Origin of the sequence: Arcicella gelida (assembly GCF_034931025.1) — a bacterium.
In the GTDB taxonomy this organism is placed as follows: Bacteria; Bacteroidota; Bacteroidia; order Cytophagales; family Spirosomataceae; genus Arcicella; species Arcicella gelida.
Genome location: NZ_JAYGIL010000007.1, coordinates 188,567 through 206,485 on the forward strand (window position 1 = coordinate 188,567; position 17,919 = coordinate 206,485).

Consider the following 17,919-nt stretch of genomic DNA (forward strand, 5'->3'; position numbering starts at 1 on the left):
TAAGGACGACGAGTTTTTTAAATGTTGATTCTTCAAATATTAAGCAGTATGGAAAACTATCTATCAAACAAAAGCTTCAAAGATTATGAAGACATCCCTAACTTGGATATTTTCCAAAGGGCAAAGGCACATGATGAGTATCTTGATTATCTCAAAGTCAGCGGGTACATGAACTATCGATTACTGGTAAACTCAGGTTGTGGCCCAGAAGTCGATTTGGCTGAGGATGGAGATATTAAAAAGGGAAGTTATGTGAGTTTTGTATGCAATGACTATCTGGGCTTCACACAGCATCCAGCAATTAAAAAGGCAGCTATTTCGGGAATCGAAAAATACGGTACTGGAGCTGGTTCTTCACCGCTAATAGGAGGCTATTTTGATTATCATCAGGAATTAGAGGATAAGCTTTCCATCTTTTTCAAAAAGCCTAAGGGCTCTTCTATTGCATATACTACTGGCTATACTTCTAATAGTGCGTCCTTACAATGTTTGTTAAAACAAGAAGATATCGCTATCGTGGACATGGCTGTACATGCTAGTGTTTACGAAGGGATACAGGGAACCACGGTCAAGCGTTTCTTACATAATAATCTGGATGCCTTAGAGCGTATACTCTCAAACGTCAAGGATAAATACAGAACTAAAATGGTCATTGTTGATGGGGTGTATTCTCAAGACGGAGATCTCGCACCCTTAAAAGAAATTATCATCCTTACACATCATTATGGAGCCGTTGTACTGGTAGATGATGCTCATGGGATAGGGGTAATTGGTAATACAGGGCGTGGAGCCATGGAGTACTTTGAAGTGATGGACAAAGTAGATATCATTACTGGAACATTCAGCAAGACATTTAGTAACGTAGGAGGTTATCTGATAGCAAACCCTGAACTGATTTCTTACTTACAGTTTCAATCCAGACAGTATGCTTTTTCAGCGGCAGCGACTCCAGCTATTTCAGCGGTAAGTAGGGCTATTGAGCTAGTTGATGAAGAGCCTCATTGGCAGAAAAAGTTATGGGAAAATATAGCCTATTACAAAAAGGGTTTAACAGACTTGGGATTGGATATTGGTACTACAAATTCTGCTATCATTCCTGTAAAAATCGGAGATGTACAGAAAAACTGTGAGGCGGGGAAGTTACTACTAGAATGCGGTATTTATACTAACCCCATCATGTATCCTGCGGTATCACTCAAGGACTCAAGGATAAGAATGAGCTTGATTGCCACCCATACCAAAGAACACCTAGATAAAGCACTAAATGCGTTTGATTATGTCAATAAAAAGTTGAACATTGCGAAATCTATGAAATAAAAGCAATGGGCAAACAAAAAAATACAGATTCGGAACAAAAAAGTGAAAAGTCAAGAAAAGTAACGGCTGGTCCCATCAGGGAGAAGGCTCGATCAATAACAAGATTAGTAGCAGCAGTAGGAGGGGTTATTCAAAAGAAAGGATATACTGGTCTGACTGGACCAAATATAGCCCAAGAAGCTGGTTTAGATAAAAAGCTAATCTGGACCTATTTTGGCAGTATAGACAATCTGGTGGAAACCTATATTCTGCAAAGGGACTTTTGGAATATGGCTGATCAGAAAATTATTTCGGAATTACTAAAGAACCCAGAAAACATTGGGAAAAAAGATATTACTGCTTTGCTTCATGGGCAGTTGGAGCGGATGATGAAAGACAAAGTGCTACAACGGATTATTCATTGGGAAATTGGAGAAAAGAATAAAACACTTCGTAAGGTAGCAGACGAAAGAGAGAAAATAGGAGAGCATTTATTTGAGATTATCGAACCAGACTTCACAGACACTGGCGTGGACATAAGAGCTAAGCTGGCTCTTCAGATTGCGGGTATTTATTATCTTGTCCTTCATGCCAAGTATAATGGCAGTTTATTTTGTGGTATAGATATTAATAAAGCGACGGATTTGGAACGTTTACAAAAAGCAATACAAGATAATGTAAACGCCATGTATGATGAGGCAAAAGTGAATAAATAGCTTTTATTCACAATTATCCTTTTTGTTTAATTATGAATGAGCCTTATGAATTTCTATATGACTACCCGCCATTAAGCATTCAGCAGGCATTGCCTGAAAGTTGCCTTTATTCTTTTGCCAAGGCTCAAAAGTCACTGTACACCTTGTTTGATTCAGCGAGTTTGATAAGCCAGAGACTCAACTTTCGACCCTTTTACATTGAGCTGCTGGAAGTGAATAATGATTTGCCTTTCCGAATGACTTATAGGGTTACTGAAAAGCAGCACTTCTTATTTTTTGTACTACATGGCAGCATAGATTTCACGGATACCGAAGGACTTTTTATCTCTCATGCCAGACAAGGACATTATGCAGTGACATATAACGATATAGGTCTATATCGGGTAAAGATGCCACCCGGAAGAAACATCGTTTTATGTATCTCCATATTGCCAGAATGGCTAGCATTTGTGGCTAAAGATTTACCCGTTTTAAAGGAGTATCTATCTCCATTGGAAGCAGGAGTATATCCAAACGCCATGTTGCCCTATTGTCAAATGGATTTACATATACAAAGAAGGCTCAAAACCATCTATTCTGAGATTTCAAACGGTGTTGGTTCTCTTGACGGCTTGCTACGATTACAAATTTCAGGAATATTAGAGCGGTATAATGTATTGGCTGAGCAGCAGCTAAACAGTATCCCCTATAGGGTAAAGGATTATCTGGATAGGCATTTCTATGAGACTAATCTCAATTCCCAGCGAGTGGCGGACTATTTTGGAAGAACCGAACGTACACTCAGAAATCATTTTAAGGCAACTTTTAATATTACCATACGAGACTACTACACTTCGTGCCGCTTACGTCAGGCTTTACTATTGATGAAAAGTAAAAATCTACCAGTGAGTGATGTCTTTTACCAAGTGGGGTATAATGATGAAAGTACATTCAGGTATGAGATGAAAAAGTACAAAATACGGATGGCATAAACAGCAAATAGGTGTGTCAAAATACAAGGAAAAATGATTGAAACGAAATAAGGTGAAAAATTGGAAAGGAGGGAGGCTGATTCTCCTAAAAACCCTTCCAATATTCTGTTTCGTATATGAAGGAAGGTTATGAACTTTGTCAGGTAAAATCATTACCAATATGAAGATAAAGTTGATACTCCTGATACTGTTGACACTTTGGATACCCGTAACGGTGGATAAAGTCATGGATTTTGAAATCTTTAAGACAGGCATCCTCAAACAACCCTTCGATGATACTTTGGGGTATTTACTTATCTACACCCTGCCTTTACTGGAAGGTCTTACAATACTATTTCTTCTCATCCCACGGATGCAATACTACGGGATGCTACTTTCTCTTGGCTTGATGTTAGCCTTTACGACTTACGTAGGTCTTGCGCTAGGCGGAGCCTGGGAAGAACTTCCCTGTGGATGCGGGTCTGTAATTAGTTGGATGAACTGGAAACAACACTTCTGGTTTAACCTATGTTTTACGGCTCTTAGCGGATGGGGTTTTTATTTAGTGAAACTAAAGCGAAGCAGTGACGCAGGAGACGTTACCGCTGAGGGCGTGCCGGCCTAATGGCTAAATACATTTTCAAACCTTATAAATTCAAAAAATCATGAAAAATTTAATGAAGAAAAACCTCGTGTTTGTTTTTGCCTTATTTGTAGCGACAAGCACCATGTCCTTTAAGTTAGCAGGGCAAAGAAATGTAAGCGATTATTGGTTTGCTGTAGATGTTGATGGGGACACTATTATTGGCTCCACGGATGCCCCTTCACCAGTTGATGACTGTAATGAAGAAAATTCCTCAAACCTTTGTAAAATTCGTTTGAATACTGCTAGTGCACCTGCTACAGTAACACAAGCCAACGCATCTAACCTTGTTACAGGGGATGCTCATAGAACACCTTGATTAAAAAATATACTGTGCTTCAATTGTAGAAGCACAGTATATTCCCATCTATCTAGCATTCTGAGTAATACCGCCCAGATTAATCACATTATCAGGGATAGGCCATGTGTACAAATGCTCTTGCTCAGGAGATAATTCATATCTCTTATTCCCCAGCACCCTAACAATTGTTTTGGCATAAGCAGTTTCTGTTCTTAACCTTCTCAGGTCACTCCATCTCACTCCTCTGAAGATTAAACTCTTACGTCTTTCATTCAAAATCTCCGTCAGGATATTTTTGGTGTTCTCCATCGTTTTAGGTTGATAAGCACCTTTTTGATAGCGATGAATCAGCAATTGATTAAGATCCTTGAGTGCATCCTCATGATTCCCCAGTCGCTCGTTGCACTCTGCCCTAATGAGATAGACCTCATCAAGGGCAGGAAAAGGATTGTAGGTCGCATAACCATTGTATGTTCCTTTAAAAACATAGTATCCATTTGATACTGAAAAATAAGTAGCCGCTCTTAAATCTCCAGCCCCGTAGGAGCCTAATAAAGTAGTATCTATTTTCAGGAAAGAAGCAAATGTCTGCGTCCTAATCATGGCATCAAGCAAAGGTTGCTCAGTATTTCCACGAGCATACAGGGGAAAAGGGAAGTTTAAACTACAATTCACCTCACTATATGATATTAATACATCCGAGATAGACAAGCATTTTTCCGCCTGCTGTTTGGCCAGTGTATATTCTTTCATTTGTAAATAGGTTCTAGCTAGTAGCGCATACACCGCTTGCTTAGAAGGGCGAGTTTTCTCCTCAGCCAAGGCAGGTAATAAGTCTCCAGCCTCAGTAAGATCCTGCACAATTTGTCTGTAAGTATCTTCAATGGTTGCTCTTGTATTTTGCTGATTAATATCCGATGTAAGCCTAACTGGAATCCCCATTTTTTGATTAGCCGTCTGCTTCTCATAATCATCACAGAAAATCTGAGCCAATTGGAAAAACTGCCATGCCCTCCAAAACAAGGCTGTTCCCTTTATCCTGTTCCATTGCACCTCATTTTTAGTGCTTGGTTCAAGCTTAGTAATGCTTTCCAACACAAGGTTTGCATAGAGAATTTTCTGATAGGCATTATTCCATCCGGGACATTGCTGTCCTTCATAGATGTCTTTAGCCCACACATAACCATTTTTTTGATAAGGGTTGGTCAGTGAATTCCAATCTGTTTCATTCAAATAATAATCATCAGTCCCAATTTCACCCATGATTAATAAAGCATTAGCATTGAGCAAAGTAGTATTGTCCATTAAAGCATCTAAGTCTTTTAAGGTAGTAGGTACAGCCAGCTTACGATTAGGTTCAATTTCCAAGAAATCCCCATAGCAGGCAATCATCAAGAGGCTGAGTACACAGTAGCCGAGACCATGTAGCATTGAATATATCTTTTTCATGTTGATAAATTTTAAGTTTAAATCTTTCAAGTGTTACATGTCAATTTTAAAGCCCAACGAATACGTTCTAATAGGAGGGTAGTCTGAGGTCGGGAAATCTGGGTCTAAGCCTGCTTGATTGGCACGCCACAGAATCCCTACATTATTGACACACATAAAAACCAATACATTACTCAGTCCCAATTTAGGCGCTGAGAGCTTGTAACTAAGGTTAATGTCTTTTAACCTTAGATGCGCTCCGTTTTCAATCAGTCTTTCATTACTTAAATAAATATTATCACGAGTCGTATTGGCTGTAAGCGTAACTGCTGGAACAGCTGTGTGTAGTTCATCCCCTGAAGATTTCCACCTTGCTTCATAATCCCGATGACCACCACCATAATTAATCAGATTGGAATAGTTGATACTACTTCTTCTGAACTGATAGCCTGTTTTATAAATCAGATTAACACTAGCAGTCAATCCTTTCCAAGTAAAGGTATTTCGAAAACTACCAAAGAATACTGGCACAGTAACCCCCATTTCCTTGAGACTACTTTGCTGTAAAGAAGCCCAGTAAGCCGCATAGTTTTCACTCAGCGCACCATCAACACCCACTTTGTTATCATACACCTGCATAGCACCCGTAGTAGGATTCAGCCCATACCAAGGCAAGGCATAGAGTATATCCACAGACTTCCCTTGATAGGCAGGCGCACGCCCAGCGTTTGAGGCAGGAAGAAAGGAAAGCAAGGTAGGCGCTTCCGCTGCATTATACTTGGTTACCTTGTTTTGTGTCCAAGAGGCAAGCAGCACCGCAGACCATTTAAACTTCCCCGTCGTAATAGCCCCATTGATTTCCAAATCTACACCTTTGGTGAGTAGATTGGCATAATTGATTCGGTTGTCAATGGTATATAAACCAGAAGGAGATTGGAAAATACCCGTCGTAGGATCCAGAAAATCATACCCGATGAGGTCTATCCCAGCTTTCTCATAATACTCCAGACTTCCTCTGATTCTGTTATGAAAGAAAGAAAAATCAGTAGCCATGTTCCAGACAATTACTTTTTCCCATCGTAAATTAGGATTACCTGTAGTGGTTATACGTGCATAAGGAAAATTAGTAATGACACCAGATGATAGAGAGATATTAGGAAGCGCACTTACTTGCTTGTTGATATTTCCATTGACCCCATACGTAGCCCTTAATTTAAGTAAATCAATAAATTCAATGTCTGGCATCCATTCCTCTTTTACATTCCAAAGCAAACCCACCGACCAGAGAGGAACACCCTTTTGGTTAGTAGCTACGCCAAAAATATTAGAAGCATCCCAGCGACCACTGAAAGAAAGCGTATACTTCTTATCGTAAGTATAAGCCAGATTAGCAAAGTAGGAGAGATAACGGTCAGTCAAATACCCAATATCATTGATAGGAGAGGGGATTCTCCCTGAGGAAATAGGGCGTAATTGATAGCTCGTCTCATAATTGAGATAAGGAGCACTGGTGAGTATTTGGTCATCATAGCCGTAAAGCAAGTATCCAGGACCCGATTGAGAACGGTCTTGTCTGACCTCTGCCCCAGCCAAGGCATCCAATTGGTGCTTAGACTGAAAAAGCCCACTATGACCAGACCCAGCATAACTATAATTGAGCTGTACTCTTCCATAATGACTATCCCCACTGGTTTGGTTCCCCGATAAAATACCACCAGAAGGTATTACACTAGTGCCATTCGCTTGGGTAAATCGGTTCACGAGATCTCTAACATAATAGGTTTGTGGAGCGTAATATTGGCGGGATGCTCCTTGTGCAAGACGAAACTGATATTTTACTTCCAAGGCTATATTTGGAATCAGTGCATAACGTAAACCTGCATTGATTCTTGTTTCATTATTTTTGGAAGTTTTATCAGAAAGAGCAAGTTCATCAAGGGGATTGTATTGCCAGTTAAGTAGTCCTTGAGATTCCGCAGTAGCGATGTAAGTTTGGCGGTATTTATAAGGAATAGCAGTTGGCATTCCATTGTCATCGCTAAGGCTTGTATAAGACTGAATGGCACCACCCTCCCGAGGGATGAGGTCTGTTCTCTCCAGTCCGTTATTGTTAAAATGTTGAAGGGCATAATACAGACCAGTAAAGAGTTCTAGCTTTTGATTGAATCGGTAGGTAAACTGATTATTCAGGGTTATTCTTGAAGAACTAAACCCAACGTTTCCAGAAAGATTTTTGTCAAAGCCAAGAGAACTAATATATTTCAGGCTATTATTCCCCCCTGAAATATTGAAAGCATATTGCTGATTCAGGCTTTTTTGATAAAGATTGGCGAGCATGTCTTTTCTGATGTCTTTCGTGGCTAGATGTTTCAATTGCCGCTCCATTTCTTCAGCTGAAAGCTTTCCTTCTTGTCTAGCAATCTGTATCTCAATCGCCTCAGGTAGTAATGTCCAGTTATTCTTCTGAAAACCGCCCTGCGCAAATCGCAATCGCTGAAAATCAATCAATTCCTGTGAAGCTAAGAAGTTAGGATTATAGAACAAATTTGGCTTTTCCCCAACAGTGAAATTAGACTGAAGGCTGATGGAAGTTTTTTGATTGTATTTTCCTTGTTTAGTATTAATCACGATGACCCCGTTTCCTGCCCGAACACCCCAAATGGAAGCCGCTGCGGCATCTTTAAGGATGGTAATATCGGCTATATCATTCGGATTGATACTATTAATGTCTCCCTCATAAGGAAAATTATCTATTACGATTAACGGAGCAGTATCGGAGAAAATGCTACTCACTCCTCTGATTCTAAGCTCCGAAGTGGTTCCTTTGGGTGTGACAGTACTTCTGTAGAACTGAAGAGCTGGTGTAACCCCTTCTAAGCGACTGATGATGTCTGGACTTACACTCCTGTTGATTAGCTCATTGCTAATGTGGGTGAAAGAACCTGTAGCACGTTCCCGACTGATTTTAGCATATCCTGTAGAAACAACCACTTCATCAAGGGCAAAGGATTCCCTGTGCATCAACAAACTTTCAGGCAGTGAACGACTAGGGTCAGAGTCAACAAGACCAACTGCAATAACTATTGTCTTAAAACCGATACTAGAAATGACAAGGGTATCAATTGGGTATTTACTAAGCATTTCAAAGGAACCGTTGGCATCTGTGATGGTACCAGTAGCAGCCCGCACCAGCCTGACAGAGGCTCCTTGTATCGGGTGTGCGTCTGTAGCGTCCAGCACCCTGCTTTTTAATCGTTGGGCATAAAGCATTGCGCAATTTCCCATCAATAGCATGAACAATAAGAATAGTTTTTTCATTAGCTTGAAGATTAAGGGATAAGGATTAGATGAATGAATTAAAGATTAGCATATTTGACGATGATGACTGGTATTTCCTGCTGCTGTAATACCAAATCAAGCCCAATCTTATTAAGCTCCTGTTTGATAGCGGGGATGGTAAGATTTGCTTTGTTTAGCCGAATGGATACATTTTGTTTAGCGGTAGTCCTATCAATGATAGGATATGGCTGTTGTGCCAGTACTGCGATGATGTAATTAGTAAGTTGCTCGATGGCTTGGTTCTCCATCACAAAGTAATTTTCAGCCTTATCGGAAGAGACTGGATTAGAAGAAACAGCATTAGAAAATCCAGCAACAGATGATGGACTATCTCGATTGATAATCGCATAACAAGGCAATTTCTTTTTTCCCAAGACGGCGATGATTCCCTTTTCAAGCTTGAAATAGCGATTGATGTCTTGTTCCATCAACTGATAGAGTCCTTTTCTTGAAATATTCAGAGAAGAGTCAATGGCTAGTTCGTAACAGTAGGAATGTTCTTTTAGCCATTTATAGTAGGCTAGGTCATTTTCATAAATACCTGTTTTCTGCTGTTGTATGCCAATCAATTCTTCTTTGAGGGAATCGCTTATCTCCCAAACGATTCGGTTAAATCTACCAGCGTAAGGAATATCGAGTCTATACATTTCATAAATAAGACTACGGAATGGGACATTGTAAGCCCGAATATTGGTAGCACTTCTAGTAATTCCCCCGATATTGACGTTGATGCGTTTGGAGAGTAGAGACCTGATTCGGGTATCCTTTAGACTACCCCCGTTTCCATCCAGAAAGAGGGGAATATCACGGTTAAAACTGACAGGCGGGGTGATTTGTGAGAGGACAAAAGCCTCTCCGTTTAATGCACGGTGTAGATTATAGGTATTGATATATTCTGCAGCAGCAGACGCTCCAAAGAACAGACCATTTCGAATCCATATTTGATGAGGGATACCTGTATGAGGAAAATACTTTTTCAGTAAAGTATCCTCAACCACAGTTGGTAGGCTCCAGCCCCTTTTACGAAATAGAGGAAGAGCTTTACGGCTGTTTTCATAGGTGACAGGCAGAATTACCACTGCTGAGCCAAACTGCTTTTGCAGAGAATCCAGCTTGCTGAGGGATTTAATACAGGGAGCACACCAAGTAGCCCAGAAGTCTAGGATGATTAGTTTATCCTGATAGTCACTGAGTGTTAGGCTTTGTTTGCCTTGGGGGTGGTTAGCAACTTTCAGGGACAAGTTCCAAAGCTCAGGTGGGATATTGTCTCCCACCTTAAGCGCTTGGGCGGTTAGGAAATGTACAGATATGTAAAAGTAAAGGCATAGCAATGCCCTTACGCAGGTTTTTGCGTTCATGGGTTTAGTTTTTAGAGGAATGTATTAAAACAAAAGAGTGGTAAGCTACCTTATACAGGTGCTTTGATGATGTTCTTGTAGCGCTGTTTAGGGCATGCGCTGACATGAAGGCAGAACACAGCCTTAACATGATTGGGATAAAAAAAGGAATGTTTCATAACTCGCACCTATTTTACGAGTCTCTTGCAGAAGGCTTTGAAAAGCAATATAGCACAGGGCTACTACCGACCGCACAACAAGCTTCCGACGGCTCCCAAGAACGGCGTAGTGGTAGAGCCCATGCACTATAATGCCAAAAGTAGGCAAAATATTGACATGGGCATTAAGTCTACCATCTCGTCTTGGTCAAATTGTCGGAATTTGTCGTCGAGACTCTTTAGTTTAATGCCAAAAATCATTACAAATATAAAAAAATAAATTAAAAGTCAACATATATGTTGACTTTTAATTTGTGAAGAATTGTCAGTTTGCATCATGATAAAAGAAACATCTGAACAATTCAAAAGAAAGCTTGGGAATAAAATTGCTAAGCGAAGAGTCGAACTTGGTATTACTCAGGAGCAATTAGCCAATAGTATTGGTAAAGATAAACAGTTTATAAACCGTTATGAAAATGATGGTGCAAACCCTACTGCGTTTGTTCTTAAACAACTTGCACAAGTTTTGGAAATAAGTGTTGATGAGTTATTGGATGTCTGAATCTTATTTATAATACTTATGTAAGTCTAGCAAAAATTGTTAGTCCATTTGACCAATTAATTTAAAGTAAGAGAATTACTAGGAATGAATAAAGATGCTTTCTAACTTAGGAAGTACAATAAATACACAACAATACAAATAGTAAGACATAGATAGTACAATAGAAAATTGGAATAACACAAATAAATACAAAAAGTACGACAAAACTTTCGCATATTAGCGAGTTGGGGTAATTATAATAAATTCACACAAACATCAACAATATGACAAAAAAGACAAAATTTTCAGAACTAAATCCAATTGAAGCAATATCAATTTTGACTGAACTTGGTGATGGCGAAACAGTAAATTCGTTAAGTGACCTAATTGACCAACACCCAGAATATAAAAACATAGCTCTTAAAGACCTTCCAGAAAATGACGAATTGTCAACTGCAACTTGGCGAGGGACAGAACATACTTACGGCTATATTCAACCTTCCACAGATGGGGCTAATCTCCTAAAATAGATTTTGCGTCTACAATTCAGCCAGACAAAAGTTTAAAAGGTCAAAAAATTAATATCAAACTTGGCAGTCTTTACACAATTAATTATCCTGGTTGGGGTAGACACAATATTCTAAGGCATTTTAAATGTAAGCATGCAAAAGAAAACTCAAACGAAACATTACTTATTGAATTCGAACAAAAATTCAAATCAAAAGAAGGTGAAGGAGCAGGAAATATTGGGGATTTTATTTTCCTTGGCATTTTAGTTCCCACAAATGGTTTGCAGTTTGAGGTTCAGACTGTTAATGTCAGCAATGATGGAGATGATGAAGCTTTAAATGTACTTGAAAGCGACACAATTAAAAATGGCTTAGACTTAGTAAATGCTTCTTTTGCAACGTTAGCTCCATTTACAAAGATGCCTCAAGGTGTTTTAGGACTTTTGTTGAGTAGAAATCAAAATAAGATTGTACAACAGTTCACAATTGGTTTTGATTTTAACACAGATGCTGTTGAAATTGCAAAATTGAGAATAGGAACTTATATTGTTGCTCAAGCAAAGAGAAATGAATTAAATTGGAGTGAATGGGTTTATCAGCGTTCAACTGGATTAGTTGTTAGAAAGGATAATTCCAATATAAGACTTCCATACAATCATATTCCATTCAATATATTAAAGCACAATTAAAACTAAACAATTATGAAAAAAATAATAACACTATTAACGATTGCAATATTTCCATTTATTGGATTTGCACAAGAAAAAATCGCAGGCCAATTTATGTCTGAAACTGTAACAATTTCGACAGGGCAACAAATAGGTCAACAGGGGGCAGGAACCATTTCAACAATAAGTAGAAGCTACCTAACAGTACAAGGGAAAAAATACAAATTATATAGGTTTAGCAAAGACCAAATAGCGAGTATGATACGCCCAAATAATGGACAGCAACAAGTACAACAACCATTAAGTGTTATTAATGAAGACTATTACTTAGTGGGTAATCAACAGGAAAATGGGAAATACTGTCTTATCCTTGGTATAATTGACAAAGAAAACAGAATAATATATAGTGCTACATTGATAGAGGTTTTTGACGAAAGTAAGATTACAGAAGCATTGAACAAATGTGGCTACGAAAAATAACTACCGCCAATAGCTAAGGTTTCGTGGTGGCTGAAAGCCAAAGCATGAAACCAATGTTGAACTTAACCTTGGGCGGACGGCTAGTCTAGCGGTCGGCTTCGGTGGTTTCTTTTATGGATTTGTCGTTCGATTTGAAGGTTTTGGAAGAGCAGGCTTTTGTCTGCTTTTTTTGTTTTTTGGGCATTAAATGTTCCTATTTTGTAATCTTAAAAAGATTTTGTAATTTATGCAAAGATAGAACTTTGATAAGTAAAAGCTACTAGAGATTTAGTTCAATATTGGTATTGCTGCAAGTGAAGCTGGACGTTGAAATTTCGGCTGTTTGCATCGTTGTACTTTAGTTCCGACAGACGAGTTTCAACTTGGCTTTTTGTTGTTAACTTCAACTTTGTATTTTCAATTGGGCAGTGGTTCTAGGCTGGACGTTATAAAATATCCCACCTGCAGCAACACCTGCTCGTTAGCGGTAATTTTAAAAAGACAATAACAAAACAAAATAACAATGAAAAGAATAACACAGACACTTTTGGTTTTAACCTTGTTAGCATCTTGTGAAACACAAGATGCTAACAAGGAAGTGCATTCACAATTAGGTGATAAGAATATGAAATTCATAAACGAACTTGATATCAATCTTGCGACACTTGAAAAATCAGATTATGAAATTTTTGCATTAGATGGAAACAAATCAGCAAACGAGGGGACAGAGTTTGGAAAAAAAGTTGGGCTTTATCAAGAGTTAGTTGATTTATTTGACCCTGAAAACTTTAATTGTGGTTGCGATAAACAAATGAAAAAGGCATTAAAAAAGCTAAAACCTAAAAATCAAGTATCGGGTTTTATACCTGATGATGTTAGTAAAAATGCCTTTATGGCAGATACTGTTTCGTTATTGGCTATGCAAGGAAGTAATATTTTAGCACATCTTTTCCAATACGAAAATAGTAGTAGAAAATCTAAGCCCTTGTTTGCTAAAAATGCTAATAGCGTGAAAAATTTCAACGTAAATAATTTTATTGAAAAAAAACCTGAAACATACGACCAATTTCTTTATACATTAGACTGTACTGGATTTATAACTGCGGCAGTTAATGCAACAGGAGGAGTAAGTGCTGCGTCTATAAAAACAGCTGCGTCTGTTGGCGTTTCTGCAAAAAAATCATTATTTGTTCTTGGGGGTGTAATGTATTCGCCACTCTATCAAGCATTTAAAGGAGAAGGTATTTTCAAGGGGAATGACTCTTTACGAATTAATGTTTTAGGAGCAATTTTAGATGAAATACCAACACAAGAACAGTCAGACAATACCAAAATTCTAATAAATGCAAATTATAAAGTCATATTGACTTCAAATTCCGGAAATTCAAACTTTAACGGAGAAGGAAGTTTTGGAGCTTCAGGTAACGCTTCTTTTGGATTTGGTTCAGTGCAAATAGGTTCAGATGGATCTGGTAGCATTGGCAGAACAAGTAGTTATACAAGCTACAAAACCTATATAATTCAAGAAAATATAAATACAAAACCACTGATAATAACCGTGAAAAATGTAAACGACTTGATTGCTCAACTTAAAAATTCGTAAAAAATGAAAATAATATTTTTCTTCTCTGTTCTTGTTCTTTTAATTACTGTATCAGTAAAAGGACAAACTTATTTTAATATGGTTCAAAAGTTTCCTGCTTCTGCTTGTGAACCATATTGTAATCCTAATCCTGACTTCAATCAAATTAAGCCAATCAGTTATACAGATGCCTTACTAGCTTTCAATTATCTTTCCAGAAAGTCAAATGCCCAATTCAACTATCCACAAGGTGGCTGTCCTGAGCGAGCATTGATTTTACATTATTTGTTGGACAGTATCCAAATTTCAAATTTTAGGATTTGGGTATTTGCACCTTCAAAACTGATTGAAAACGACACAAGAAAAATTTTCATTTATGATAAAAACACATTAACTACTGATAGTCAAAATAAAATTGAGTGGGATTTTCATGTTGCCCCATGTGTATTGAGTAAAAATCAGAATGGCGAAATAGATACATTAGTATTTGACCCATCAATTGACGGAGATAGGCCCTTACAACATACCGAATGGCTAAATTCTATTGGTAACCACGAAATCGCTGAATACACATTTCTTGATGGGAAATATTATCAATTCAATAAACAAAATAACGGGTACAGCAATGTTATTAATGGCTATTTTTATCCATACAAAAATTTTGCCTATGATAATTTGTGGTTAGAAAAAATGTTGTCGCTCAATGATGTGGCGTACGAAATGTTTGAGAAATATGTTCAAGACAAAGACAGAAATTTACAGGACGTTATGGATATAAGGTCTGTTATAGGTAATAGTGCAACCCTTAAGGAAGTTTTAGACTTCAAAGACGGAACCCCAGCTTCATCTAAAATCAGATATTTAGCTTCTAAGTATCCAAAGTTTAGCTCAGATATGTGGACAATGTATAGTGTTAAATTAGTTTATTGGACACAGAGAATACAAAGATTAAGGTAACAAAGCTACCGCCAACAACTAAGGTATAATTATAAAAAGCGAGCAAATTTTAGACTATTTTCTAATTTTTTTCCTCAGAGTGGAGACATACTGCGATAGTAATCAACCTTATATAATGCCAGCTAGTCTGGCATTATACATTTATTTTTAACTTGCTTTTGCTAAAGATACTACCAGAGGGGGCAAGGTTGTTTCCTCGCTCTTTAAAGTCTTAATTAGACTTTGAACGATAAATAAAATGCAGACTCTGTCTGCAATCATCATTGATGAAGAAAAGATAAAATGATAAATTATTATTTTAGAAAGTAAAAATTTAGCATTTAACAATACAAAAAGTATGACAAATCTTTCGTAAAAACACTTAGCCTCACATGTATTGGCGAAATAAACAACGATGCTAACTACTTCGCTAATATTAACATTGTAGGCGATGCTAAAAAAGACTACTCAAAACAAATTTTCTTAAAAACCTAAAATGAACAAACCCCTTTTTTCTATCTTATTTCTTTGGTTATCATTAATATTTTTACCAAAAATATTTTCTCAATCAACTGACTTTACCATTAAAGATGTAAAGTTTGAAAGTCAGGGCATTACTCTTGCAGGCTCAATTTTGATGCCTAAAAATCCATTTGCAGCAGTTGTAATTATTCACGGGTCTGACCCAGTAAAAAGGGAAATGGAGTTCGCAAAACGTCTTGTAAAAGAAGGTATTGCTGTATTGACATACGACAAACGTGGAGTTGGAGAGTCTGGAGGTGTGTACGTAGGACCATCTGTTGGAACGAATAATATTGACACTACTAATCTTAATTTATTATCTCACGATGCAAATGCAGCGGTAAATACATTTCGGACTTATTTGAAAGATAAAAAAATACCAATTGGATTAGTTGGGTTTAGTCAAGCAGGATGGATAATTCCAATTACTGCAAGCAAAAATCCACAAATTGAATTTATGGTTTTATTTAGTTGCCCTACGATTACGACTCTGGAACAACTTCGATTTCAGTTTTATACTAACGGGAACAATAATTTTTGGGTAAATCATACAGAAGCAGATGCTCGTGAACATACTAAAAATGACCCTGACAGGTATCAATTCGTGGCGACTGACCCCAAAATTTCTCTGAATACTCTTTCAATTCCTGGACTTTGGCTTTTTGGAGAAAAGGACATACAGATTCCTGTAAAGATGTGCATAGAGCAATTAAATAAATTTAAAGTTCAAGGCAAACCTTTTGAATATACTTTATTTTCAGCATTAGGACACAATACTGTATTTGATAGTGATACAGCACCTTTTGACATTTCAATTCAATGGATAAAACAGAAAACTTTGAACATTAAGAAGTCTAAAGTGTCAAAATAAAGCACAGCCTACAATAACTAAGTATTAGTGGTGTCTGAAAGCCAAACCATGAAGGAATGAGGAACGCATAGTCTTGAACTTAACCTGAGCGGTCAGCTTCGGAAGTTTATTTTATGGAGTTATCGTTCGATTTGAAGATATTGGGAAGAGCAGGTTTTGCCTGCTTTTTTGTTTTTAAGGTTTGTTTATCATTTATAGTGATACTCATGTTGGTAAAGTAAGTCTTTCGAAAATTGTTAGTCCGTTTGACCAATTAAATTTAAAATAAGAGAATTGTTTAGAATTACTAATAAAACAACTACTTTCGGAAGTACAAAAACTATCACCAAGAATACAAAAAGTACTACAAAACTTTCGCATATTAGCGAGTTAGGTGCCATTTTAGGACGACCATGATAAGACAACTTTTAACCATATTCATTTTGACGATTTTCTTTTCGTGCGGACAGAAAAGCAACAGTAGTGAAAGTAAAATTGAGACCATAGACAATTCCTCCGTTGACACTTTTTCGACACAACCTATTAACCAACAAATCGATCAAGACTACAATTGCAGTTATGACAATCAAGTATTAGGTCTAGGTATTGGTTTAGTCATAGCGCCATCAAAATTTGAAATTTATAATGACAGTCTACTGAGTGAAAAATTAGCAAGTTGGGATATGTATGAAGATGAAAGTAAAATAAATTTATGCTCAAAATTTTTCAAGCCTGACTACGGAATAATGCATTTTGTGTGTATCGCAAAAAGTGAAAAAGCATATAAGGTTTTAGTAAACTTTTCCGATATTAAATATTTACCTAAGACAAAAAGTTATGACTTCAAAACTTGGGACGAATACATATCTCAATCTTTCGGAATAAGACGGCTTACAAACGATAATGGAGGCATTTCAAAAAATTACACATTAAGAATTAAACCCGAAGACAACGCTGACACATTAGTAATTCCTAAAGGACACGAGTTTTTTTGTCCAATGGAAATTAAAGGTGATTGGCTAAAAGTGAGATATGATTGTTTCTATAATGACGAAAATAATTCATATGAAGGTGAACCTTGCCACAATTATATTGACAAATGCAAAAACCCATTGACAGGTTGGTTACGGTGGCGACAAGAAAACCATTTACTTATTGACATATTTTTGATGCCATGACAATAAAAACGGCCTATAATGGCGTTTGGCAAAAAAGCGGGTTCAGTGCTCAAACTAGTCGTAGGTTGTTTCCTACGATTCAAAATGTTAAAGAGCGTCACGCTGATACACTCTAATATATTCAATAAGCTCTTTCGGGCGTGAGGACCTTCCTTGTTTTAGGTCTTAGGAAACCCTGAGACTAATTTGGATTGCTAATAATTGCTTAGTTTATATGTATTACTTAGTTTTAGGAAAGAAACAGCAAACATACGTATATTTATGAGTTGGTGGCAATTATGACAAACCGCTCGATTAAAACAAGACCATAAAAAATAAAGACATTTTTAATGACACAAACATTCAGACTTTTAACCATTTTTATAGTACCCCTTTTAATAAGTTTTAGTAGTTATGGACAAGAAAAAGACGACTATTCTTCCAAAATAGATAGTTTAATCAAAATGACAAATCCGAGAAGTTTCAACGGAGTAATTTTGATTACTCAAAAAGGTAAAACAAAATAT

Annotated in this window: 17 protein-coding genes; 14 read left to right on the forward strand and 3 right to left on the reverse strand. The window is 37.3% G+C overall.

Translation table 11 applies throughout. The annotated features are described in order from the left end of the window. The first annotated feature begins 48 nt into the window (after window positions 1–48). The 5 genes from VB776_RS07855 to VB776_RS07875 all read left to right on the forward strand — a co-directional run bounded on the left by VB776_RS07855 (window position 49) and on the right by VB776_RS07875 (window position 3,924). A complete protein-coding gene (locus VB776_RS07855) occupies window positions 49–1,317 on the forward strand; it encodes an aminotransferase class I/II-fold pyridoxal phosphate-dependent enzyme (RefSeq protein WP_323327749.1) in 1,269 nt (422 codons plus the stop codon). 5 nt (window positions 1,318–1,322) lie between these two features. Further along, window positions 1,323–2,012, forward strand: a complete 690-nt coding sequence (locus VB776_RS07860) for a TetR/AcrR family transcriptional regulator (protein ID WP_323327751.1) — start codon at window positions 1,323–1,325, stop codon at window positions 2,010–2,012. A 32-nt stretch (window positions 2,013–2,044) separates the two neighbouring features. After that, a complete protein-coding gene (locus VB776_RS07865; protein ID WP_323327753.1) occupies window positions 2,045–2,983 on the forward strand; it encodes a helix-turn-helix transcriptional regulator in 939 nt (312 codons plus the stop codon). 160 nt (window positions 2,984–3,143) lie between these two features. Then, the gene (locus VB776_RS07870) at window positions 3,144–3,587 is read left to right on the forward strand and encodes a MauE/DoxX family redox-associated membrane protein (RefSeq protein ID WP_323327756.1); all 444 of its coding nucleotides are present in this window, start codon (window positions 3,144–3,146) and stop codon (window positions 3,585–3,587) included. Between the two features lie 40 nt (window positions 3,588–3,627). Further along, entirely contained in the window at window positions 3,628–3,924 is a 297-nt protein-coding gene (locus tag VB776_RS07875; RefSeq protein ID WP_323327758.1) for a hypothetical protein, read from the forward strand. A 48-nt stretch (window positions 3,925–3,972) separates the two neighbouring features. On the opposite strand, the gene VB776_RS07880 is transcribed toward VB776_RS07875, so the two are convergent. From VB776_RS07880 to VB776_RS07890, 3 genes are read right to left on the reverse strand one after another with little or no spacing between them, the layout of a single operon-like run. Next, the gene (locus VB776_RS07880) at window positions 3,973–5,355 is read right to left on the reverse strand and encodes a RagB/SusD family nutrient uptake outer membrane protein (RefSeq protein ID WP_323327760.1); all 1,383 of its coding nucleotides are present in this window, start codon (window positions 5,353–5,355) and stop codon (window positions 3,973–3,975) included. Window positions 5,356–5,388: 33 nt separating this feature from the next. Next, complete coding sequence (locus VB776_RS07885) at window positions 5,389–8,652, reverse strand: SusC/RagA family TonB-linked outer membrane protein (RefSeq protein WP_323327762.1); 3,264 nt, start codon at window positions 8,650–8,652, stop codon at window positions 5,389–5,391. Window positions 8,653–8,690: 38 nt separating this feature from the next. Next, window positions 8,691–10,031: a TlpA family protein disulfide reductase gene (locus VB776_RS07890; RefSeq protein WP_323327764.1), complete on the reverse strand. Its 1,341-nt coding sequence runs from the start codon at window positions 10,029–10,031 to the stop codon at window positions 8,691–8,693. 474 nt (window positions 10,032–10,505) lie between these two features. Here VB776_RS07890 and VB776_RS07895 point away from each other — a divergent pair, with 474 nt between their 5' ends. The 9 genes from VB776_RS07895 (at window position 10,506) to VB776_RS07935 (ending at window position 17,413) form a co-directional block, all read left to right on the forward strand. Beyond that, the gene (locus VB776_RS07895; RefSeq protein WP_323327767.1) at window positions 10,506–10,730 is read left to right on the forward strand and encodes a helix-turn-helix domain-containing protein; all 225 of its coding nucleotides are present in this window, start codon (window positions 10,506–10,508) and stop codon (window positions 10,728–10,730) included. A gap of 263 nt (window positions 10,731–10,993) precedes the next feature. After that, a complete protein-coding gene (locus VB776_RS07900; protein ID WP_323327769.1) occupies window positions 10,994–11,239 on the forward strand; it encodes a hypothetical protein in 246 nt (81 codons plus the stop codon). A gap of 260 nt (window positions 11,240–11,499) precedes the next feature. Then, window positions 11,500–11,907, forward strand: a complete 408-nt coding sequence (locus VB776_RS07905; RefSeq protein ID WP_323327771.1) for a hypothetical protein — start codon at window positions 11,500–11,502, stop codon at window positions 11,905–11,907. Between the two features lie 12 nt (window positions 11,908–11,919). Beyond that, window positions 11,920–12,366 carry a hypothetical protein gene (locus VB776_RS07910; protein ID WP_323327773.1) on the forward strand — a complete coding sequence of 149 codons (447 nt, stop codon included), beginning with the start codon at window positions 11,920–11,922 and terminating at the stop codon, window positions 12,364–12,366. Window positions 12,367–12,868: 502 nt separating this feature from the next. Beyond that, window positions 12,869–13,948: a hypothetical protein gene (locus VB776_RS07915; RefSeq protein ID WP_323327775.1), complete on the forward strand. Its 1,080-nt coding sequence runs from the start codon at window positions 12,869–12,871 to the stop codon at window positions 13,946–13,948. Between the two features lie 3 nt (window positions 13,949–13,951). Continuing rightward, window positions 13,952–14,884, forward strand: coding sequence for a protein-glutamine glutaminase family protein (locus tag VB776_RS07920; protein WP_323327777.1), 933 nt, complete (start codon window positions 13,952–13,954; stop codon window positions 14,882–14,884). Between the two features lie 475 nt (window positions 14,885–15,359). Further along, the gene (locus tag VB776_RS07925; RefSeq protein WP_323327778.1) at window positions 15,360–16,256 is read left to right on the forward strand and encodes an alpha/beta hydrolase family protein; all 897 of its coding nucleotides are present in this window, start codon (window positions 15,360–15,362) and stop codon (window positions 16,254–16,256) included. Between the two features lie 273 nt (window positions 16,257–16,529). Further along, window positions 16,530–16,652, forward strand: coding sequence for a hypothetical protein (locus VB776_RS07930; protein WP_323327779.1), 123 nt, complete (start codon window positions 16,530–16,532; stop codon window positions 16,650–16,652). After that, window positions 16,649–17,413, forward strand: a complete 765-nt coding sequence (locus VB776_RS07935) for a hypothetical protein (RefSeq protein ID WP_323327780.1) — start codon at window positions 16,649–16,651, stop codon at window positions 17,411–17,413. Before VB776_RS07930 ends, VB776_RS07935 begins: the two co-directional genes overlap by 4 nt. The last annotated feature ends 506 nt before the right edge of the window (window positions 17,414–17,919 follow it).